Raw genomic sequence first — 16,970 nt, forward strand, 5'->3', positions numbered from 1 at the left:
ATTAAAGGGTATATCTTTAATTAAAAAGGCATACCCTTTTATTTCGCTCTAATTATTCTAATATTTTTGTTACAACACCGTTACCTACTGTTTTACCACCTTCACGAATAGCAAATCTTTGTTTTTCTTCCATAGCTATTGGAGTGATAAGTTCAATAGTTAAGTTAGCATTATCACCAGGCATAATCATTTGTGCACCTTCTGCTAAATTGATTACTCCTGTTACATCTGTTGTTCTGAAGTACATTTGTGGTCTGTAACCTGTTACGAAACCGCTGTGTCTTCCACCTTCTTCTTTTTTCAAGATGTAAACTTCAGCTTCGAATTTTTTATGAGGTGTAATTGTACCAGGTTTAGCTAATACTTGTCCTCTTTCTACTTCTTTACGCTCAATACCTCTTAAAAGACAGCCAACATTGTAACCTGCTATACCTACTACTTCTTTTTTGAACATTTCTACGCCTGTACAAGTAGTTTTCTTAGTAGGTCTTATTCCAACGATTTCAACTTCATTACCTTTTTCTATTTTACCTCTTTCAATTCTTCCTGTAACAACTGTACCTCTTCCAGGAATTGAGTATACATCTTCTATTGACATTAAGAAGTCTTTATCTACTTCACGAACTGGATCTGGAATATATGTATCTAATGCATTTAATAAGTCTATTATACATTTACAATCAGGATCAGTTCTAGGATCTTTACCTGCTTCAATAGCTTGAATAGCTTTAATAGCAGAACCTCTAATAATAGGAGTTTTAGATCCGTCAAAACCATAGTGGTCTAATACATCTATTACTTCTGCTTCTACGATTTCAGCCATTTCTGGGTCATCTAATTTATCACATTTGTTTAAGAATACTACGATGTAATTTACACCTACTTGTCTTGAAAGAAGTACGTGTTCTTTTGTTTGAGGCATTACACCGTCTTCTGCTGATACTACCAAGATAGCTCCGTCCATTTGTGCAGCACCTGTAATCATGTTTTTAATGTAGTCAGCGTGACCTGGACAGTCTACGTGTGCGTAGTGTCTGTGATCTGATTCATATTCAACGTGTGAAGTTGCGATTGTTAATATTTTTGTTGGGTCTCTTCTACCTTGACTTTCAGAAGCTTTTGCTACTGAGTCATAAGCAACTTTCTGTACTGTTGCTGGGAACATAGCAGATGATACTGCTGTTATTGCTGATGTTAATGTCGTTTTACCATGGTCTACGTGTCCAATAGTACCAACGTTTACGTGTGTTTTTGTACCTTCGTAAGTTCCTTTAGCCATTTTAATCCTCCAATTATTTATCCTTTAGGAAATTTATTTTTTATTTTAATACTAATATTTTATTAGTTACTTACTTACTATTACCCATTCTAGCACCTATTATCTCTTCTGCTACATTTTTAGGTACTTCCTCATAATGTGAGAACTGCATTGTATAGCTTGCTCTGCCCTGAGAAACATTCCTTATACTTGTTGTATAACCAAACATCTCAGCAAGAGGTACTGTAGCATTGATAGATTTATAACCAGATTTGTCTGTAAATCCATGAACCTGACCTCTTCTTGAAGCTAAGTCCCCTATTATATCACCCATATAATCTTCAGGAGTTACTACCTCTACTGTCATCATAGGCTCTAACAAATAAGGATCTGCTTTCTTACAGCCTTCTTTAAAGCCCATTGAAGCAGCAATTTTGAATGCCATTTCTGATGAGTCTACAGGGTGGAATGATCCGTCATAAGCTGATACTATAACATCAAGCATAGGATAATTAGCAAGAACTCCTGTATTCATAGATTCTATACAGCCTTTTTCTACTGCAGGTATATATTCTCTTGGAACTGCTCCTCCAACGATTTCATTATTGAATTTGAATCCGCCATTAGGCTCATTAGGTCCTATTCTTAGCCATACATCACCATACTGACCTTTACCGCCTGACTGACGAACAAATTTACCTTGTACCTCAACTGTTTTCTTAATACCTTCTCTATAAGATACTTGAGGACGTCCTACATTTGCCTCAACTTTATATTCTCTTTTCATTCTATCACAGATAATTTCTAAGTGAAGCTCACCCATACCTGCTATGATTGTCTGACCTGTTTCTTCATCAAAGCTAACTCTGAATGTTGGGTCTTCTTCAGCAAGTCTTGATAAAGCTACTGACATTTTATCTCTGTCGCCTTTTGTTTTAGGCTCTATAGCAACATTTATTACAGGCTCTGGGAAGTTAATTGATTCTAGTATTATAGGAGCATTTTCAGGACATAATGTATCACCTGTTGTAGTATCTTTAAGTCCTACTGCTGCTGCTATATCACCAGCATATACCTGTTCAATTTCTTCTCTTTTATTAGCATGCATCTGAAGTATTCTTCCGATACGCTCTCTTTTTCCTTTTGTTGCATTAAGAACATAAGAACCTGATTCCAAAATTCCTGAATAAACTCTCAAGAATGCTATTTTTCCTACATGAGGATCTGTCATTATTTTGAATGCTAATGCACTGAATTTTTCATCATCTGAAATTTTTCTTTTTATAACATTACCATCTAAATCAGTACCTTCTACCTCAGGTTTATCTACAGGAGATGGTAAATAATCAACAACACCATTAATTAATACTTGAATACCTTTGTTTTTGAATGCTGTACCGCAGAACATTGGGAAGAAATCTGCTGTTAATGTTGCTGTTCTTATAAGTCTTTTTATAGTAGGAACATCTATTTCCTCACCTTCAAAGAACTTATTCATAGCATCGTCATCATATTCAACGATTGCTTCTAATAATGAGTTTCTGTATTCTTCTGCTTTTTCTTTTAATTCAGGTCTGATTTCTCTCTCTTCCATTTTCATACCGTCTTCAGAAACCCAAATTATTTCTTTCATATTTACTAAGTCAACAACACCCTCGAAATTGCTTTCTGCACCTATAGGTATAACTACAGGGTGGCTGTTAGCTTTTAATCTTTCTCTAGTCTGATCTAAAACAGAATAGAAATTAGCTCCTATCCTATCCATTTTATTAACAAAAATAGCTCTAGGAATCTTATAATTGCTTGCCTGTCTCCAAACAGTTTCACTTTGAGGCTGAACACCTCCAACTGAACAGAAAACACCTACTGCACTGTCTAATACTCTCAAAGATCTTTCTACCTCAGCAGTAAAGTCAACGTGCCCCGGAGTGTCTATCAAATTAATTCTATGACCATTCCAAAAACAAGTTGTTGCAGCAGAAGTAATTGTAATACCTCTTTCTCTTTCCTGTTCCATCCAGTCCATTTCAGCTGCACCTTCATGAACTTCCCCAATCTTATGGGTCTTACCTGTAAAATATAAAATACGCTCACTTAAAGTAGTTTTACCAGCATCAATGTGAGCCATAATACCAATATTGCGTGTGTTTTCTAATGAAATTTGACGTGCCACTAAACTTTCTCCTTAAAAACTACCACCTGAAGTGAGCAAATGCTTTGTTACCTTCAGCCATTCTATGAACTGTATCTCTCTTAGCAACCGCCTGACCTTTACCATCTATAGCATCAGCTATTTCATTTGATAAACGCTCTACCATACTTCTTCCGCCTCTTTTTCTTGAAGCATCTATAAGCCATGTAAACGCTAAAGAATTCTGTCTGTCTGGTCTTACATCAACAGGCACCTGATATGTAGAACCTCCAACTCTTCTTGATTTTACTTCTACACGAGGTTTGATATTTTCAATAGCTTCGTTAAAAGCCTCTAAACCCTCTTTTCCTGTTTTTTGTTTAACTAAATCCATAGCTTTATAAAATATATTTTCAGCTTTACTTTTTTTACCGTCATACATTAATTTATTTATGAATTTACTAATAATAACGCTTCCATAAACAGGATCAGCATCTATTTTTCTAGTTTGTGCTCTTCTTCTTCTAGCCATATTACTTTACTCCATTAAGCCTTTGGTTTTTTAGTACCATATTTACTTCTAGCTTTCATTCTCTTTTCTACACCTGTAGCTTCACGGCTTCCGCGAACTATGTGATAACGGCAACCAGGCAAGTCTTTAACCCTTCCGCCTCTTATAAGTACGCGGTTGTGTTCCTGTAATGTGTGATCTATACCAGGAATATAAGCTGTTACTTCCATACCGTTTGTTATTCTTACACGGGCAATTTTACGCATAGCTGAGTTAGGTTTTTTTGGTGTAGTTGTTGTTACACGAGTACAAACCCCTTCTCTTTGCGGACATTTCATCAATGCAGGCGATTTTGTTTTATTTATTATACGCTTGCGACCTTTTCTTACTAATTGATTAATTGTAGGCATAAAATACAAAACCTCTAATTTTTTATTTTTTTACAAGCCAATCCATTTTTTAAGGAATGACAACATTAATATTTTCTTTTATAAAACTTCAAACACGAAACAGTATTCATTAACTGAGCAATTATAGTATTAAAACTTAATCATAGTGAGAAAAACCATACTATACGCTTTAATCGCTTTTATGAAAGTTAGGGCATTATAAAGCAACTATACAAAAAAATCAATAGTATTTAATAGTTTTTTTATTATTTTTTTGAATTTTAGTTAATATTTCTTATTAATTAGTTATCAATAATGCAAATTAATTACGATTAAAGCCATTATAATTTGTAGGGTTTATCATATATTTTTTTTAAAGCAAATAAAAAATGATAATTAAAAATGCTGTCAATTTCCTGATAAATATTGCAAAAAAATTATATTTATAGCATAATTGCACCTAATAATATTTAGGAATTATTTATGAGCAATACAAATCAAAATAAAGAAAAATTAAAATTTGATGACAAAGGTTTAATACCTGCAATAGTTATAGATTATTATACAAAAGAAGTTTTAACTCTAGCCTACATGAACAAAGAAAGTCTTGAAATAAGCATCAAAGAAGGAAAAACTTGCTTCTATAGCAGAAGCAGACAAGAATTATGGAGAAAAGGAGAAACTTCTGGAAATTATCAGCATATACAATCAATAAAAAGCGACTGTGATAATGATGCTTTAGTTATAGAAGTTATTAAAGACGGACCTGCATGCCATACAGGTGCTGAATCCTGCTTTTTTAATGAAATATATTCAAAAGAAGATTACAAGGATTTTTCTATAGATAAACTTTATGAACTAATAAAAGGACGAAAAATTAACCAAACAGAAGGATCATACACAACTTATTTATTTAATAGCGGAATAGATAAAATATTAAAAAAAGTAGGCGAAGAATGCACAGAAGTTATAATAGGTGCTAAAAATGAATCCAATAAAGAAACTATATACGAATTATCTGATTTACTTTATCATAGCTTAGTTTTAATGGTAGAGAAAGGAATAACTATTAACGATATAAAAAATGAATTGGCAAGCAGATCAATAATAGATAAAAAAGAAAAACAAAAAAGCATGAAATAGCTCCCAAATTAACAAATACATTATCCCTAATCTTATAATAACCTGATTAAAATTAATTATTTCCTATATATACAAATATAGCATAAAAAATTTTATTATATAATAAATATTACACTAAATATACACTATCTGCTTTATTTTAAATAAATAAAAATATCATTTTAATAAAAATAAACATAGATTATAGAATTTGTAATATATAAAAATAGAAAATGTAAAACAATTATATTAATTTTTTTTAAAAAATATTAAAAAATATAGAAAAAATATAGAAAAATAGATAATTATAAATTGCAATATTTTATATACCGGTGTATACTATACAAATATTATAAAAAATAAATTAATTTATGGAAATATACCATGAAAACACTATCTATTATTTCAGTTATATTCATTGTTTTAATAGCTTCATGTACTAAAGATTATGGGGTAAAAGTTACTAAACCCGGAGCAGATTTAATACTCTCAAAAATGCAAAGCGGTAATTGGGCTGGTGTAAAGGCAGATGGAAATACACTTACCATTAGCGGAAGTTCAGGAAATCTTAATGGAAGCTATAATTTTGAAGAACCCGTACTAGGTATAGGAGGAATATATAAAGACAGCAAAGGAGAATATATAATGGCTGCCCCTGCCGGAAGTGAACTTTATGTTGTAAAGATGACTGAAGATGCAAAGAAAGCAGTAGATACTATACTTGATGTTCTTGATGATGAAGGAGGAGAGGCTGTTGTTGGAAATTTGATAAGTGCAATTATAGATAAAGGTGCTGATAAAATAGATTTGAGCAATTCTGATGAAATATTAAAAGGTACTAATCTTCCTGCTGACAAAAAAGCTGAAATTGAAAATATATTAAAAAACTCTAACGGCGGATTTACTGCCGGAGAAGCTATAAAATAAATAAGTGGTTTTTATTATGAGAAAATATTTAATATTATTATCTGTTCTATTTTGTTTTCATATTTATGCCTATTCTAAAGGGCTTCCTCTTTCAACAGAAGTAACAGGTGAAGATTACAGTTGGATAAAAGGAAGACAAATGATAAGCTTTAATTTAAATCCTGGCGGAGCTATTTTTTATCCGTTACTATTTAATACTGCTGTGAATAATGCTGTAAATCTTACAGGATTAATTGGCATCAATTTTGGAGATATAAATAAATATTTTGATTATGCTGATGCAAAAGGTTCTGCTTGGTATATTCCGGCTATTTCATATTCATTATTTGTACATAATCAAATAGCGTTGGAAGCAGGAATAGGTGTTTATTCTAGTACTTATGATTTGACTATTTCTAAAGAAAATGCTGGAAAATTATTAGAAGCTTTAGGACAAGGAAATTATTCCACTATTGTTGGTAAAGATACTACCTTCAATGCATCATTTATATTTATGCCTGCTACATTTGGAGTAAAATTTTACGGTCCTAAAAGACAATTCTATAATGCATTTCGTTTCGGAATAGATGCATTCTTCTATACTGTAACTACTGAAAATGGGCTTACAGGAATAAAAACTGAACATACAATTCATGATGCTGCTTTATATATTTCTTATGAATTGGGATGGAATATAGAGTTATTCCCTACTAAAGAATGGAGAGTTAAACCAACTATTGATATTGCTATTCTTGAAATAGGATATTATGTAAGACCTTGGACTGGAAATGTATATAATACAGTAACAGGAGGTGTTACTTCTTTAACTGCAGGTTTTTCGGCATTTAATATACCTGCTTGGAACAGTTTCCCTGATTGGGCTAAATATCTTTCAAATATAAGATTTGCATTGTTTCCTAGAATTGGATTCAGTTTAAGATTTTAATGGATTTGAATTATGAATATAAAGAAAATTATCATTTTTACATCTGTACTAATTTTTACATCAGGTACCATAATCAATGCTCAGGATTATTTAAAGCATTCTTTAGGAATAGATTTCGGTACTACATTATTTTCTATGGGTACTATACCGCTTATCACTGAACTAATATTCAAGACACAAGAAGGAGCAAGCGGTAAATTTTATGATGGTAAATTCGGAATAAGATTAACATATAATTACACTTATCTCCCTAAACAATCCATAGATGCCACTTTAGGTTTTTATGCTTTCGATACTCACTACAGTGATTATTCAGAACCTGTAAGAAATAGTGCCGGAGATATCATAGCCTCTGCTGCTCTAAATAAATTTTATAATGGAAGTACAATAGCTATACCTGCTTCTATAGGAGTAAGATTTTACTTAAATAAAAATGATACCCCTAGCGGATTTTTCCTCCTTCCTAAAGTTGGTATGACTACATTCATAGTGAATGGTAAAGAATTAAGAGATGACGGAACTACAAGATATAAAACTACTACTGTTTATGACTTTTATATATCCGGAGAAATGGGATTTAGAATAGATTTATTTTCTAAAACAGGCTCCAATTGGGAAGTTCGTCCGTTTATAGATATATCTTTGCTTGACATAGGTTATTCTTTTACACCGGGCATTAGATTAATACCGCTTCCTAGATTGGCTATAGGTATATCTTTTTAATAATTGATAATGTTTTGTAAGGTTTTTAGTATGAAAAAAATTTTATTAATATCAATAATAACTTGCTTTATGAGTTCATCTTTGTTTCCACTAATAGATGCATTTTATATAGCACCTAAAATTGTATATAATTTTAACGATTCTGGTTTTAAAAATAATAAAAATCAGAGCATAATGAATAATTATCTTGGAGCAGGTTTTTCTGCAGGTTTCGATTTCTATAGATATCAAAGAAGCATACCTTTGAGATTAGAATTGGAATATACTTTCAAAGATGGTATGACAGGAAATTATCATACTGCAAACATAGTAAAACAATCTCAGCATTCTATATTAGCTGCCGCTTATTACAGTATGCATATATATCATATAAAAAAGAGCGAATTAAAAACTATTACAGCTGAAGAAATATATAGCAGAACTCCTATAATGTCATTATATTTAGGACTATTAATGGGAACAAAAATAAATGCAAATACTTATGACAGATGGTTTGAAGAAAATGGAAGAGTAAAAGCTACTGTAACAGTACCTAGTCCTACATTTGCAATAGGGGGTGCTGTAGGAGTTGACATATATGTTACTAGTTTCCTTAACTTGGATATAGGATACAGAATATTATATGGTTTGGATAATGTTTTATCACATGAATTTGCTATAGCAGCAAGATTCCCAATACCGGATCTTAGGAAATAAGACTTATGAAAAAAATAGCTTTATTATTATTATTAATATTAATTGCACTTGCTTCATGCAAAACAGGAACTATGATTATAATGCCTGTGCAGAATGTTCAAATGCCTGCTTATCCTCCTCAAAGTTATTTGGGAGAGAAAAGCAAATATAAATTTAGTAGTAATTATAATTTAAATAATAGTTTAGGTATGAACAATTATTTATTTAATAATACTATTTTTAACACTAATAATTTATTTAGAAAAAATTTTGTTTATTTAAAATAAAAGGGTTGTTATATGAAACGATTAGTAATTATATTATTATTTTTTATTGTTGCTTTTTCTAGTAAAAACCTTTCTGCAGCAATTTTCTCAGGTGTTTATATAGCCCCTAAAATCAATTTTAAACATGAGGCTCTAAATAAAACAAATAAACTAGAACTAGGAAAACTTCCTTTTCTTGAAAAAAACAATTATGTAGGAGGAGGGTTTGCTGTAGGATATGATTTATTTAGAAAAACTAGATTAGTGCCTTTAAGACTTGATATAGAATATATGTTTCAGGGAGTAATTGGTAAAAAAAACACTTGGATGCAAAGCATAATGGCAAGTATATATTATGATATAAATATATTTTTTGTGAAAAACAATGAATTAGATAATCTCACTACAAGAGCTCTTTACAGCAGAATTCCTAATATGAGCATATATTTTGGATTATCTTTTGGCAACAGATTATATCAAATGCATTATGTTTATGATGATATAGGAAAAGCTATTATTACTAGAAGTTCTTTTGCATTTGGAATTAATGCAGGTTTAGTTTATAATATACTTGATTGGTTTGCTTTGGATTTAGGATATAGATATTTATTAGGTTTTGGTTTTAATGATGCTCATGAGGTGCTTCTTGGGGCTAGATTTACAATAAGGTAATAAATATAAATTATTGTATTAAGAGGTTTATTATGATAAATAAAATTTTACCTTTAATATTTTTATTAATTTTTACAGTTTCATGTTCTACTAATGATAAGCATGTTGTAGTATTAGCTTTCAGTAAACAGCTTCATGCTGTGCTTTATAATGATAATAGTCAGGCTACAAAAACTGCATCAAAAACTTATATACAAGAAGATAACATAAAAACTATAGCTGATTCTATAAAAGAAGAAGATGACATAAAAATAATGGCTGATTCAGTAAATGAAAATGGTACAAATAATCAGCCAATAGAAAAAGAAAATCTTACAAATAATGATGTTATTGAAAAAGAAAATACACAAACTATAAAACAAACCGAAGTCATAAAACAAGATGATAATGAAATACTTGTTACTGCAAATATAATAGAATTTGATTTTGATTCTTATAAATTAAAAGATGAATATGATGAAGGTATAAATGAAATTTATAAATATTTAGATAAGAATAAAAATATAAATCTTATTATAGAAGGACATAGCGACAGCATCGGAGATTCAAATTATAATATATATCTATCTGAAAACAGAGCAAAAGCTATATTTGATAAACTAGTTGATAAAGGAATAGATAAAGAAAGACTTAGATATATAGGATATGGTGCTGTTCATTCATCTGAATATAATGATAAAGACAGAAAATGCCAATTTGTAATAATAAATAATTCCGATGAAGAAGAAGAATATAAAAAAGAAAATGAAACTGATATTATTAAATTAAAACAGCAATAAAATTATTTTTTATTCTTATACAAATATTGAATACTCTCTATATTGAGTATCACAATTTTCTATATAGTCAAAAAAGAAATATATATTTTTAATCTCAATTTTAAATCCTACCATTTAAAATTCATAGCATTAATTTAAATCAAATATTTTATTCATATTAAAAAGCATGCCCTCCCAAGTGTTAATTAGATTTAAAATCTATTTAACGCACGGTGAACTAAATTAAATATATAATAAAAATTCTAATATCAAATAAGCTGTATTTTTTAACTCATTCTGCGTGCGATAAAATTAGTACGAAATTTTAAAAAAATTGGGTGGGCGGCTAAAATGACTATTTAGATTTAAAAGAAAAATAGTTTATCAAAATCAGAAGGAATTGAAAGCCTATAGGGTGGGATTTTGGGCAAGTTTTTAAAAAATTAATTACATACCCCGCCCTTTAAAATTTAGAGCTTTATTTTAAATTGTAATATTATATTATCTTTATAGCTTAATTTTAAATTTTAGCACCCGCCCAAGTGTTAATTAAATTTGGAATTTATTTAACGCACGGTAAACTGAATTAAAAATATAATAAAAATTTGAATATCAAATAAGCTGTATTTTTTAACTTTACTCTGCGTGCGTTATCAATGTGAAATTCTTAGTATTATTTTAATATTTGACTTTTGTATTTCTCAAATAAAGTTCCTGAGAAATCAGTTTTTTGTATTGCTTCTTTTAAGCCTGTAACATCAATAGTATATGCTTGAGCATCAGTATTGGGTTTTATTGATAAAGTTTTGCTGTTTATTAATTTATTCATAAATTCAATAACTTCTTTTTCCTGTATGATTCCAAAAGCAGGTGATATTGTATATAATATATCAAAATTATCGCTTGAAGACCTCATAAAAGGCTCTACAGATTTATAAGGAGAATTATTAAAACTATATTCTACTATTGGAGTATTTTCATCTATTTTATCTTTATACCAATTTATACTTACACTAAGCTGATTATTTCTAGCAGCTATATATATTTCCAAACTGTTATTATTTTTTATAGTCATTGTAACAGTTTTTGTATCAGTATTGTTATAGCTTATTCTTCTTATTTTCCAATTATTATAATGTGTAGTTACAGCAGCAGAGAATGCTTGCATTGATATTATTAATAATGTTATAAATAGAAGTAAAATTTTATTCATATATATTTTTATTCTCCTATGTTTATTTATATATTATGTTTACTTAATTATAATTCTCGTTAATTTTTTGTAAAGTATTAGAAATAAAAAAATATCAATTTTTTTTATTGTTGCTAGCGATAAACTCGCTAAAAATGTATAGCATTAGTACCTTAAAATTATTATTTTTTAATAAATAAGTGATTTTATATCATTATACCATTTATTCATATAATTTTTAATCTCTTCATAGCTAATAACAGACTTTTCAAATTTCTCAACATGCCAAGGTGATATTATGTAAGCAATATTTTTAATATTGTTATTTAAATTATTTTTATCTATATTTTCGCTATTAATATTTTTTATAAATTCATCTATTTCTTTTAATAGTTTTTCTTTGTCTATATTTTCTTTTAAATATTTTTTAATTTCTATATTTTTATTATTAGAATTTGAATTGCTATGATTGTATATTTTTACATTTTTTATGAATGCTGATTGAATAGTCAAAGTAAAAATATCTGTAATTTCAGAAATCTCTTGTATTAAAGATTCAAAATGATTTTTATAACTCAAAAGTGCTGAAGAAGTATTTCTATAAACATTGTCATAGCATTTTACTTTTTGATTATCATTAAGTCTTTTATATTTGGAAGATTCAAAAGTTTTTAATTTACTGCTGTTAATATAATCATGGGCAGATGCATTTGAATATTTAGAATGTGTTTTATCATCAATATGACAAAAATCACATCCTGCAAGCAATATATATTTAGGATTAAGCATATATGCTATTCTTAAAGCAGGCATTATAACGCTTCCTTCCATATAGAAGTATATATTATTATTGTTATCATCATTTATAGGATATAGTATCTTTTCAAAACTTTCATCATGTGAAAAATAGAATATTCTTTTATTTTCTATATGAGTAAGAGGAAAAGGATATGCTGTATGTGTAGTGAATATATTTATGTTTTGATTTTCTTTTTTAAGAAGTTCTTTTAAATGTATTGAAGAATAAAAACCTCCGTCTGTTGATACAACGGCATCAGGTTTTATATTATTTTTTATTAAAGTATTAAAAGCATGTGATAAAACTATAACAAAATGAGTTTTCGATAGTTCTTTAATATTTTCTATATAGTCATCAGCAGAAGCTCCGGCAGATACAAATAAAATAGGTATTTCTTTTTTTAAGATATTGCAGAATGTTTTTATAGAATATCCTTCATTGAAATGCATATTATACAATATGTTTCTAGTCCATATAGGAGCAAAATAATAATTAGAAGTTAATGACATTAATTTTTCTTTGATAGAGTTTGCAAGTGATATATTAATATTATCATAATATTCTCTTGTTTCATTATCTATATTTGAAGCTCTTACATGTCTTATATAAACTATTTTTTTTGAATCATTATCATTCATATAAAAATTAAAGAATGCCAATATTGTTTCTAAATCTTCATTTAAAATAAGTATTATGTTTTTTAATATATTTTCATTTGAAAGTTTTAAATTTGATAGAATGAGTTTAACTATTTCTATGTCTTTTTCTATTATGATTGCTTTATTATGTTCATTTAAAGATAAGAAATATTCTATATGAAAGAATGAAGCAATAGATAAAAATATTCCTATATGTTCATTATTGTTTGTTATAAATTGCGATATTAATCTTTTAGCTTCTTCCATAGGATTATATAGAGAAGTTAAAGGCTTATTATTATATATAACAGCGAATAAATTATTTTTTGCCTGTTTTAATTGGTATTTACTATTTTTGGTATTATATTCTATTAATTTCTTTACAGCTCTGAAATTATATTTATTTTTATTTAAAAGCTCTATATTTTTAGTGAATATAGTATCATTCATTTTGTTTCTCTATCAGATTATTTTCAGAATATGCCGTACTTCTCTATAAGTTCGTATGTAGCATCTTCATCATTTTTAATTTTATTGTATATAATGAGTTCAGGTCTGTACTCAAAATGTATTGTATCATAATTATGCCATTTGCCGCCCCATATAAATCCATACTTTTCAAAAACTTTAACAACTTCTTTTGGCGGATGCCATCTTTTATTATAAGGCACAGCATACCATGCTTTATTATTAACTCTAGTCCAAGCCCAATATATTTGCTTACCGTTATTTTTCTTAGGTAAAGTATCAAAAGCAACCCCATAACTATGATAGCTTCTGCTTGCACTTTTTGAAATTATTTTCCAAACATATCCGCTTACTATTTTTAAAGAATCAAGAAAATTTTCTACTTCCTGATTAGTCTGTGCTATAAGTTTTACTTCTACACTTACATTTGAAAGCGGTTCATATACATAGTCATGAACTCTTACTTTATAGCCTAATATACTTTTGGTGCTTATATGTTTTACCATACTCCTTTCACTAGTTCCGTCATAAAGAGTATCTAAGAATTTATTATTAATATATTTAGTATTATTTACCCTTTTTTTATAGTATTCCTGAAGTTCTTTAGTTCTTTCCGGAGTTTCTTTCTGCACCTCAGGCATTCCGTCTACAGTATAAGAGTAGAATCCGAAAGGTATATAATTATCCTGATTAGTCATATCTTCATCAGTTAGAAGTTTTCCATTAGCCCAATTAAACCATATCCCATCTAAATAAAATCCTAATTCTCTATTTTTTATAGTTGGAGGCGATATTCTGTTTGAATATGCTAAATGAAGTGCTATAGTTTCTATTGCTCCAGGTCTTATTATTATATCTTTTCTTATTCTCTTTTTCTCCTCTTCAAGCTGAATCTGCTTTATATCAGAGCTAGATATTATATCTTTGGTGTTATTTATATATATGATTCCTACAGCTGATATAGAGGATACAATTATTGTCATAAGTGCTATTGTAAATACCTTATATTTAGATCCTGCTTTTATTATAAAACTTATTAAGGCAAGTACTACTAGTATTGTTGCTATTACTAAAACATATTGTAAAACGGTCATATTATTTTATTATTACTCTGTAAAAATTATTTGTTTACATAATATTAACATATATTAATATTAAATTCAAATTTATTATCGTTAAAAAAAACATATTTAGTAGGAAGTTTTATCAAAAAAGATTTATTTTCGCGGGGGTAAAAAATTGGGCGATGACGGGTTCGAACCGCCGACCTAGTGCTTGTAAGGCACCCGCTCTCCCAGCTGAGCTAATCGCCCTTTCTTTTGAAATGTTAGATTATATTAGCATATCATTAAAAAAAAGTCAAGTATTTTATAAAATTAAAGCATATTAAATTTGTATTTTTACTATTTTGTATGTAAAACTTTATTAAATATATATTGCTAAAATAATAAAAAATGTTATTATATTATAATGTAAATATTATAAAATTAAGTAGAATTTTATTAAAATGAATATAGAATTTTTGCTTTCAGCGGCATTTGATAATAGAAGGGTTATTCCTAACCAAGACAGATTATTTAAAGCGATAGTTTCTTCTTTAAATGAAGTTAATATTAATCCTCTTGTAATGATTTCAGAGTTTTCTATAATAGAAGACGGAAACACTCTCATATATTCCTTTCACCCTTCTGCTGATCCTATATATTTTGAGTTTAAAGCAGGCACTTTGTTTATAACCATTAGTACAGGTTCTTTCGGAGCCGGATATCATAAATTTATAGTTGGTGTATTGGACAGAATAGCAAGAAGACTTGATATAGAGTTTAAAGAAGATTCAGTTCATAAAGATCCAAGCGGTTATTTTAAAAGCAGAGATTTTGAATCTTTAAAAAGATTTTTTGTTAATTCTTTGGCTGATTATGCTAAAATGCTTATAGCTCATCATGATAAAGGCTTCAGTAATTTTATGATATCTATGCCTTATGATTATCCTATAATAGAAAAAGAGTATTTTGCTTTATCTTCTTTAGGATATTGGGGAAAAAATTGGTTTGCTGATTTTATAGATGCCGATGAAGAGGACAGATTAATTTTAGCAGCAGATTTCTTTTTATGGGATACTGAAGATATAAATGCTCAATTTTGGTTTAAAAGTTTTATCAGTATGATTTGGCTTTATTTCCCATTCAGAGAGGCTATTGATAATAAAGAAAAAACTATGTACAAAAAAATTATGTATGCCTTTCAGGAAGCATATAAAAAAGATTCTTCATTAAAATACCCTTGGGATATACTTATTGATATTGCTCATTATTTAGATGATGAAAATTTAGCTAAATTTATAGAAAGCAAAAAAACAGTTAATCAGCAGCCGGCTTTTCAGATAGGATTCAGACTTGAAAAGGCTCGTTTTTCTATAGCAGCAGGATTTACTATCATTCTGCCTATGCGTATGAATGTATTTAAAAATAATAAATCTTTAATAGAATTCAAAGATATTAATGTATATATAGCTATGCAGGTTTATTCTTTTGCAAATGAAGAGATAGATGTAATAATGGAATATGTGTTAAAACAGATAGACATTGCCGGAGAAGATAAAGGAGAAAAACTTGATATTAAATCTCAAAGCGGTAAAATAGAAAGTATAGTATATGAAAAAGAATTAGAAGATAATGACCATATTATTACAGTAGCTTGTGCCGCTAAAAAGCTGGCATTGCTTGCTTGGTTTACTTATTCTGATGCTGAATATAGAAATATCTGTTTAGAAGCTATAAAGTCAATAGACACAGAAAATTAACATAATATTTTTAAAAATTATGTAAAGTAATCATAATAACTGCCGATAAATTATCACATAGCTGATTAATAAAATTGGTTGGCTTTAACTTAAAGGTGGTATTTATGTTTAACTTATACGAAGAGCTTACAAAAATCGAAATACTTTTATCAAAAGAAATAGAAGTATATAAAATAATATTAGAGGATGAAGAGAAAAAAGTTAATTCTATAATTAATACAAGATTGCAGGATATACATTTATACTGTGATCATCAGAATGAGAAAATGACAGAAGCTAATGAGCTTAGAAAAATGAGAGAAAATGTAATAGACTTAATAGTATTGAATAAATTCCCTCATTTATCAGAAACAGCAACATTATCTGATATTATTAGAAGAATACCATTAAATAAAACAGCTAGAATATCAGCACTTCGTCTTGAATTAGTTACTCTAATGGCTAGATTAAAACATTTAAATAAATTAGCTCCTAAACTTTTTGATGAAGCTTTAGATTTATTTGCAAATATGAAAGAAGTGTTGAATGAAAGTAAAAAAGTAGGCTATAACAATAAAGGCAAAGAGCATGTTGTTAATAGGAAATTATCAGTATTAGTAAATAAGCAAGTTTAATATAGAATATTTATATCTTAATTAAGCGTATGGCATAGTTTTATGTTATACGTTTTTTTTATATATTTTATTTTCAAATTGTAAAAATTATAGAAACAT

17 protein-coding genes and 1 tRNA gene are annotated in these 16,970 nt (G+C 28.5%); 10 read left to right on the plus strand and 8 right to left on the minus strand.

What is annotated here, in order from left to right:
* Positions 1–52: 52 nt before the first annotated feature.
* From tuf to rpsL, 4 genes are all read right to left on the minus strand, one after another.
* Positions 53–1,279 carry an elongation factor Tu gene (tuf, locus tag BHAMNSH16_RS05500; RefSeq protein ID WP_008727120.1) on the minus strand — a complete coding sequence of 409 codons (1,227 nt, stop codon included), beginning with the start codon at positions 1,277–1,279 and terminating at the stop codon, positions 53–55.
* Between the two features lie 70 nt (positions 1,280–1,349).
* The gene (gene fusA / locus BHAMNSH16_RS05505) at positions 1,350–3,431 is read right to left on the minus strand and encodes an elongation factor G (RefSeq protein WP_008727122.1); all 2,082 of its coding nucleotides are present in this window, start codon (positions 3,429–3,431) and stop codon (positions 1,350–1,352) included.
* A gap of 19 nt (positions 3,432–3,450) precedes the next feature.
* The gene (rpsG, locus tag BHAMNSH16_RS05510) at positions 3,451–3,921 is read right to left on the minus strand and encodes a 30S ribosomal protein S7 (RefSeq protein WP_008727124.1); all 471 of its coding nucleotides are present in this window, start codon (positions 3,919–3,921) and stop codon (positions 3,451–3,453) included.
* Between the two features lie 14 nt (positions 3,922–3,935).
* Positions 3,936–4,310: a 30S ribosomal protein S12 gene (gene rpsL, locus BHAMNSH16_RS05515; RefSeq protein ID WP_008723364.1), complete on the minus strand. Its 375-nt coding sequence runs from the start codon at positions 4,308–4,310 to the stop codon at positions 3,936–3,938.
* 462 nt (positions 4,311–4,772) lie between these two features.
* On the opposite strand from rpsL, the gene hisIE reads away from it, so the two are divergent.
* From hisIE to BHAMNSH16_RS05555, 8 genes are all read left to right on the plus strand, one after another.
* Entirely contained in the window at positions 4,773–5,432 is a 660-nt protein-coding gene (hisIE, locus tag BHAMNSH16_RS05520; RefSeq protein WP_069732036.1) for a bifunctional phosphoribosyl-AMP cyclohydrolase/phosphoribosyl-ATP diphosphatase HisIE, read from the plus strand.
* A 363-nt stretch (positions 5,433–5,795) separates the two neighbouring features.
* Positions 5,796–6,338 (plus strand): hypothetical protein, encoded by a 543-nt coding sequence (locus tag BHAMNSH16_RS05525; protein ID WP_008727127.1) that lies wholly within the window; start codon positions 5,796–5,798, stop codon positions 6,336–6,338.
* Between the two features lie 16 nt (positions 6,339–6,354).
* Positions 6,355–7,263, plus strand: a complete 909-nt coding sequence (locus BHAMNSH16_RS05530; protein WP_008727128.1) for a hypothetical protein — start codon at positions 6,355–6,357, stop codon at positions 7,261–7,263.
* A gap of 12 nt (positions 7,264–7,275) precedes the next feature.
* Positions 7,276–7,986, plus strand: a complete 711-nt coding sequence (locus BHAMNSH16_RS05535) for an autotransporter outer membrane beta-barrel domain-containing protein (RefSeq protein ID WP_008727131.1) — start codon at positions 7,276–7,278, stop codon at positions 7,984–7,986.
* Positions 7,987–8,016: 30 nt separating this feature from the next.
* A complete protein-coding gene (locus BHAMNSH16_RS05540; protein WP_008727133.1) occupies positions 8,017–8,682 on the plus strand; it encodes a hypothetical protein in 666 nt (221 codons plus the stop codon).
* Between the two features lie 5 nt (positions 8,683–8,687).
* Positions 8,688–8,948 (plus strand): hypothetical protein, encoded by a 261-nt coding sequence (locus BHAMNSH16_RS05545; protein ID WP_008727136.1) that lies wholly within the window; start codon positions 8,688–8,690, stop codon positions 8,946–8,948.
* Positions 8,949–8,960: 12 nt separating this feature from the next.
* Positions 8,961–9,599, plus strand: coding sequence for an outer membrane protein (locus tag BHAMNSH16_RS05550; RefSeq protein WP_008727138.1), 639 nt, complete (start codon positions 8,961–8,963; stop codon positions 9,597–9,599).
* A gap of 32 nt (positions 9,600–9,631) precedes the next feature.
* On the plus strand, positions 9,632–10,378 hold the full coding sequence (locus tag BHAMNSH16_RS05555) for an OmpA family protein (RefSeq protein WP_008727139.1): 747 nt from the start codon (positions 9,632–9,634) through the stop codon (positions 10,376–10,378).
* Positions 10,379–11,030: 652 nt separating this feature from the next.
* On the opposite strand, the gene BHAMNSH16_RS05560 is transcribed toward BHAMNSH16_RS05555, so the two are convergent.
* The 4 genes from BHAMNSH16_RS05560 to BHAMNSH16_RS05575 all read right to left on the minus strand — a co-directional run bounded on the left by BHAMNSH16_RS05560 (position 11,031) and on the right by BHAMNSH16_RS05575 (position 14,767).
* Positions 11,031–11,570, minus strand: a complete 540-nt coding sequence (locus BHAMNSH16_RS05560; RefSeq protein WP_069732035.1) for a hypothetical protein — start codon at positions 11,568–11,570, stop codon at positions 11,031–11,033.
* 168 nt (positions 11,571–11,738) lie between these two features.
* Positions 11,739–13,436, minus strand: a complete 1,698-nt coding sequence (locus BHAMNSH16_RS05565) for a motility associated factor glycosyltransferase family protein (protein ID WP_069732034.1) — start codon at positions 13,434–13,436, stop codon at positions 11,739–11,741.
* Between the two features lie 23 nt (positions 13,437–13,459).
* The gene (locus BHAMNSH16_RS05570; protein ID WP_008730368.1) at positions 13,460–14,548 is read right to left on the minus strand and encodes a M15 family metallopeptidase; all 1,089 of its coding nucleotides are present in this window, start codon (positions 14,546–14,548) and stop codon (positions 13,460–13,462) included.
* A gap of 146 nt (positions 14,549–14,694) precedes the next feature.
* Positions 14,695–14,767, minus strand: a tRNA-Val gene (locus tag BHAMNSH16_RS05575).
* Positions 14,768–14,961: 194 nt separating this feature from the next.
* Here BHAMNSH16_RS05575 and BHAMNSH16_RS05580 point away from each other — a divergent pair.
* Positions 14,962–16,257 (plus strand): hypothetical protein, encoded by a 1,296-nt coding sequence (locus BHAMNSH16_RS05580; RefSeq protein WP_008730366.1) that lies wholly within the window; start codon positions 14,962–14,964, stop codon positions 16,255–16,257.
* Positions 16,258–16,361: 104 nt separating this feature from the next.
* Entirely contained in the window at positions 16,362–16,871 is a 510-nt protein-coding gene (flgN, locus tag BHAMNSH16_RS05585; RefSeq protein ID WP_008730356.1) for a flagellar export chaperone FlgN, read from the plus strand.
* Positions 16,872–16,970 lie beyond the last annotated feature (99 nt).

The sequence above is a fragment of the Brachyspira hampsonii genome (genome assembly GCF_002214805.1).
GTDB classification, from domain to species: Bacteria; Spirochaetota; Brachyspiria; order Brachyspirales; family Brachyspiraceae; genus Brachyspira; species Brachyspira hampsonii.

What these genes read in the sequence shown, in the direction of transcription:
- BHAMNSH16_RS05555 (WP_008727139.1), top strand. Translation starts at nt 9,632, where the DNA reads ATGATAAATAAAATTTTACCTTTAATATTTTTATTAATTTTTACAGTT.
- rpsG (WP_008727124.1), bottom strand. Translation starts at nt 3,921, where the DNA reads ATGGCTAGAAGAAGAAGAGCACAAACTAGAAAAATAGATGCTGATCCT.
- BHAMNSH16_RS05580 (WP_008730366.1), top strand. Translation starts at nt 14,962, where the DNA reads ATGAATATAGAATTTTTGCTTTCAGCGGCATTTGATAATAGAAGGGTT.
- BHAMNSH16_RS05545 (WP_008727136.1), top strand. Translation starts at nt 8,688, where the DNA reads ATGAAAAAAATAGCTTTATTATTATTATTAATATTAATTGCACTTGCT.
- BHAMNSH16_RS05550 (WP_008727138.1), top strand. Translation starts at nt 8,961, where the DNA reads ATGAAACGATTAGTAATTATATTATTATTTTTTATTGTTGCTTTTTCT.
- tuf (WP_008727120.1), bottom strand. Translation starts at nt 1,279, where the DNA reads ATGGCTAAAGGAACTTACGAAGGTACAAAAACACACGTAAACGTTGGT.
- BHAMNSH16_RS05565 (WP_069732034.1), bottom strand. Translation starts at nt 13,436, where the DNA reads ATGAATGATACTATATTCACTAAAAATATAGAGCTTTTAAATAAAAAT.
- BHAMNSH16_RS05560 (WP_069732035.1), bottom strand. Translation starts at nt 11,570, where the DNA reads ATGAATAAAATTTTACTTCTATTTATAACATTATTAATAATATCAATG.
- rpsL (WP_008723364.1), bottom strand. Translation starts at nt 4,310, where the DNA reads ATGCCTACAATTAATCAATTAGTAAGAAAAGGTCGCAAGCGTATAATA.
- BHAMNSH16_RS05540 (WP_008727133.1), top strand. Translation starts at nt 8,017, where the DNA reads ATGAAAAAAATTTTATTAATATCAATAATAACTTGCTTTATGAGTTCA.
- BHAMNSH16_RS05525 (WP_008727127.1), top strand. Translation starts at nt 5,796, where the DNA reads ATGAAAACACTATCTATTATTTCAGTTATATTCATTGTTTTAATAGCT.
- BHAMNSH16_RS05535 (WP_008727131.1), top strand. Translation starts at nt 7,276, where the DNA reads ATGAATATAAAGAAAATTATCATTTTTACATCTGTACTAATTTTTACA.
- BHAMNSH16_RS05530 (WP_008727128.1), top strand. Translation starts at nt 6,355, where the DNA reads ATGAGAAAATATTTAATATTATTATCTGTTCTATTTTGTTTTCATATT.
- hisIE (WP_069732036.1), top strand. Translation starts at nt 4,773, where the DNA reads ATGAGCAATACAAATCAAAATAAAGAAAAATTAAAATTTGATGACAAA.
- BHAMNSH16_RS05570 (WP_008730368.1), bottom strand. Translation starts at nt 14,548, where the DNA reads ATGACCGTTTTACAATATGTTTTAGTAATAGCAACAATACTAGTAGTA.
- flgN (WP_008730356.1), top strand. Translation starts at nt 16,362, where the DNA reads ATGTTTAACTTATACGAAGAGCTTACAAAAATCGAAATACTTTTATCA.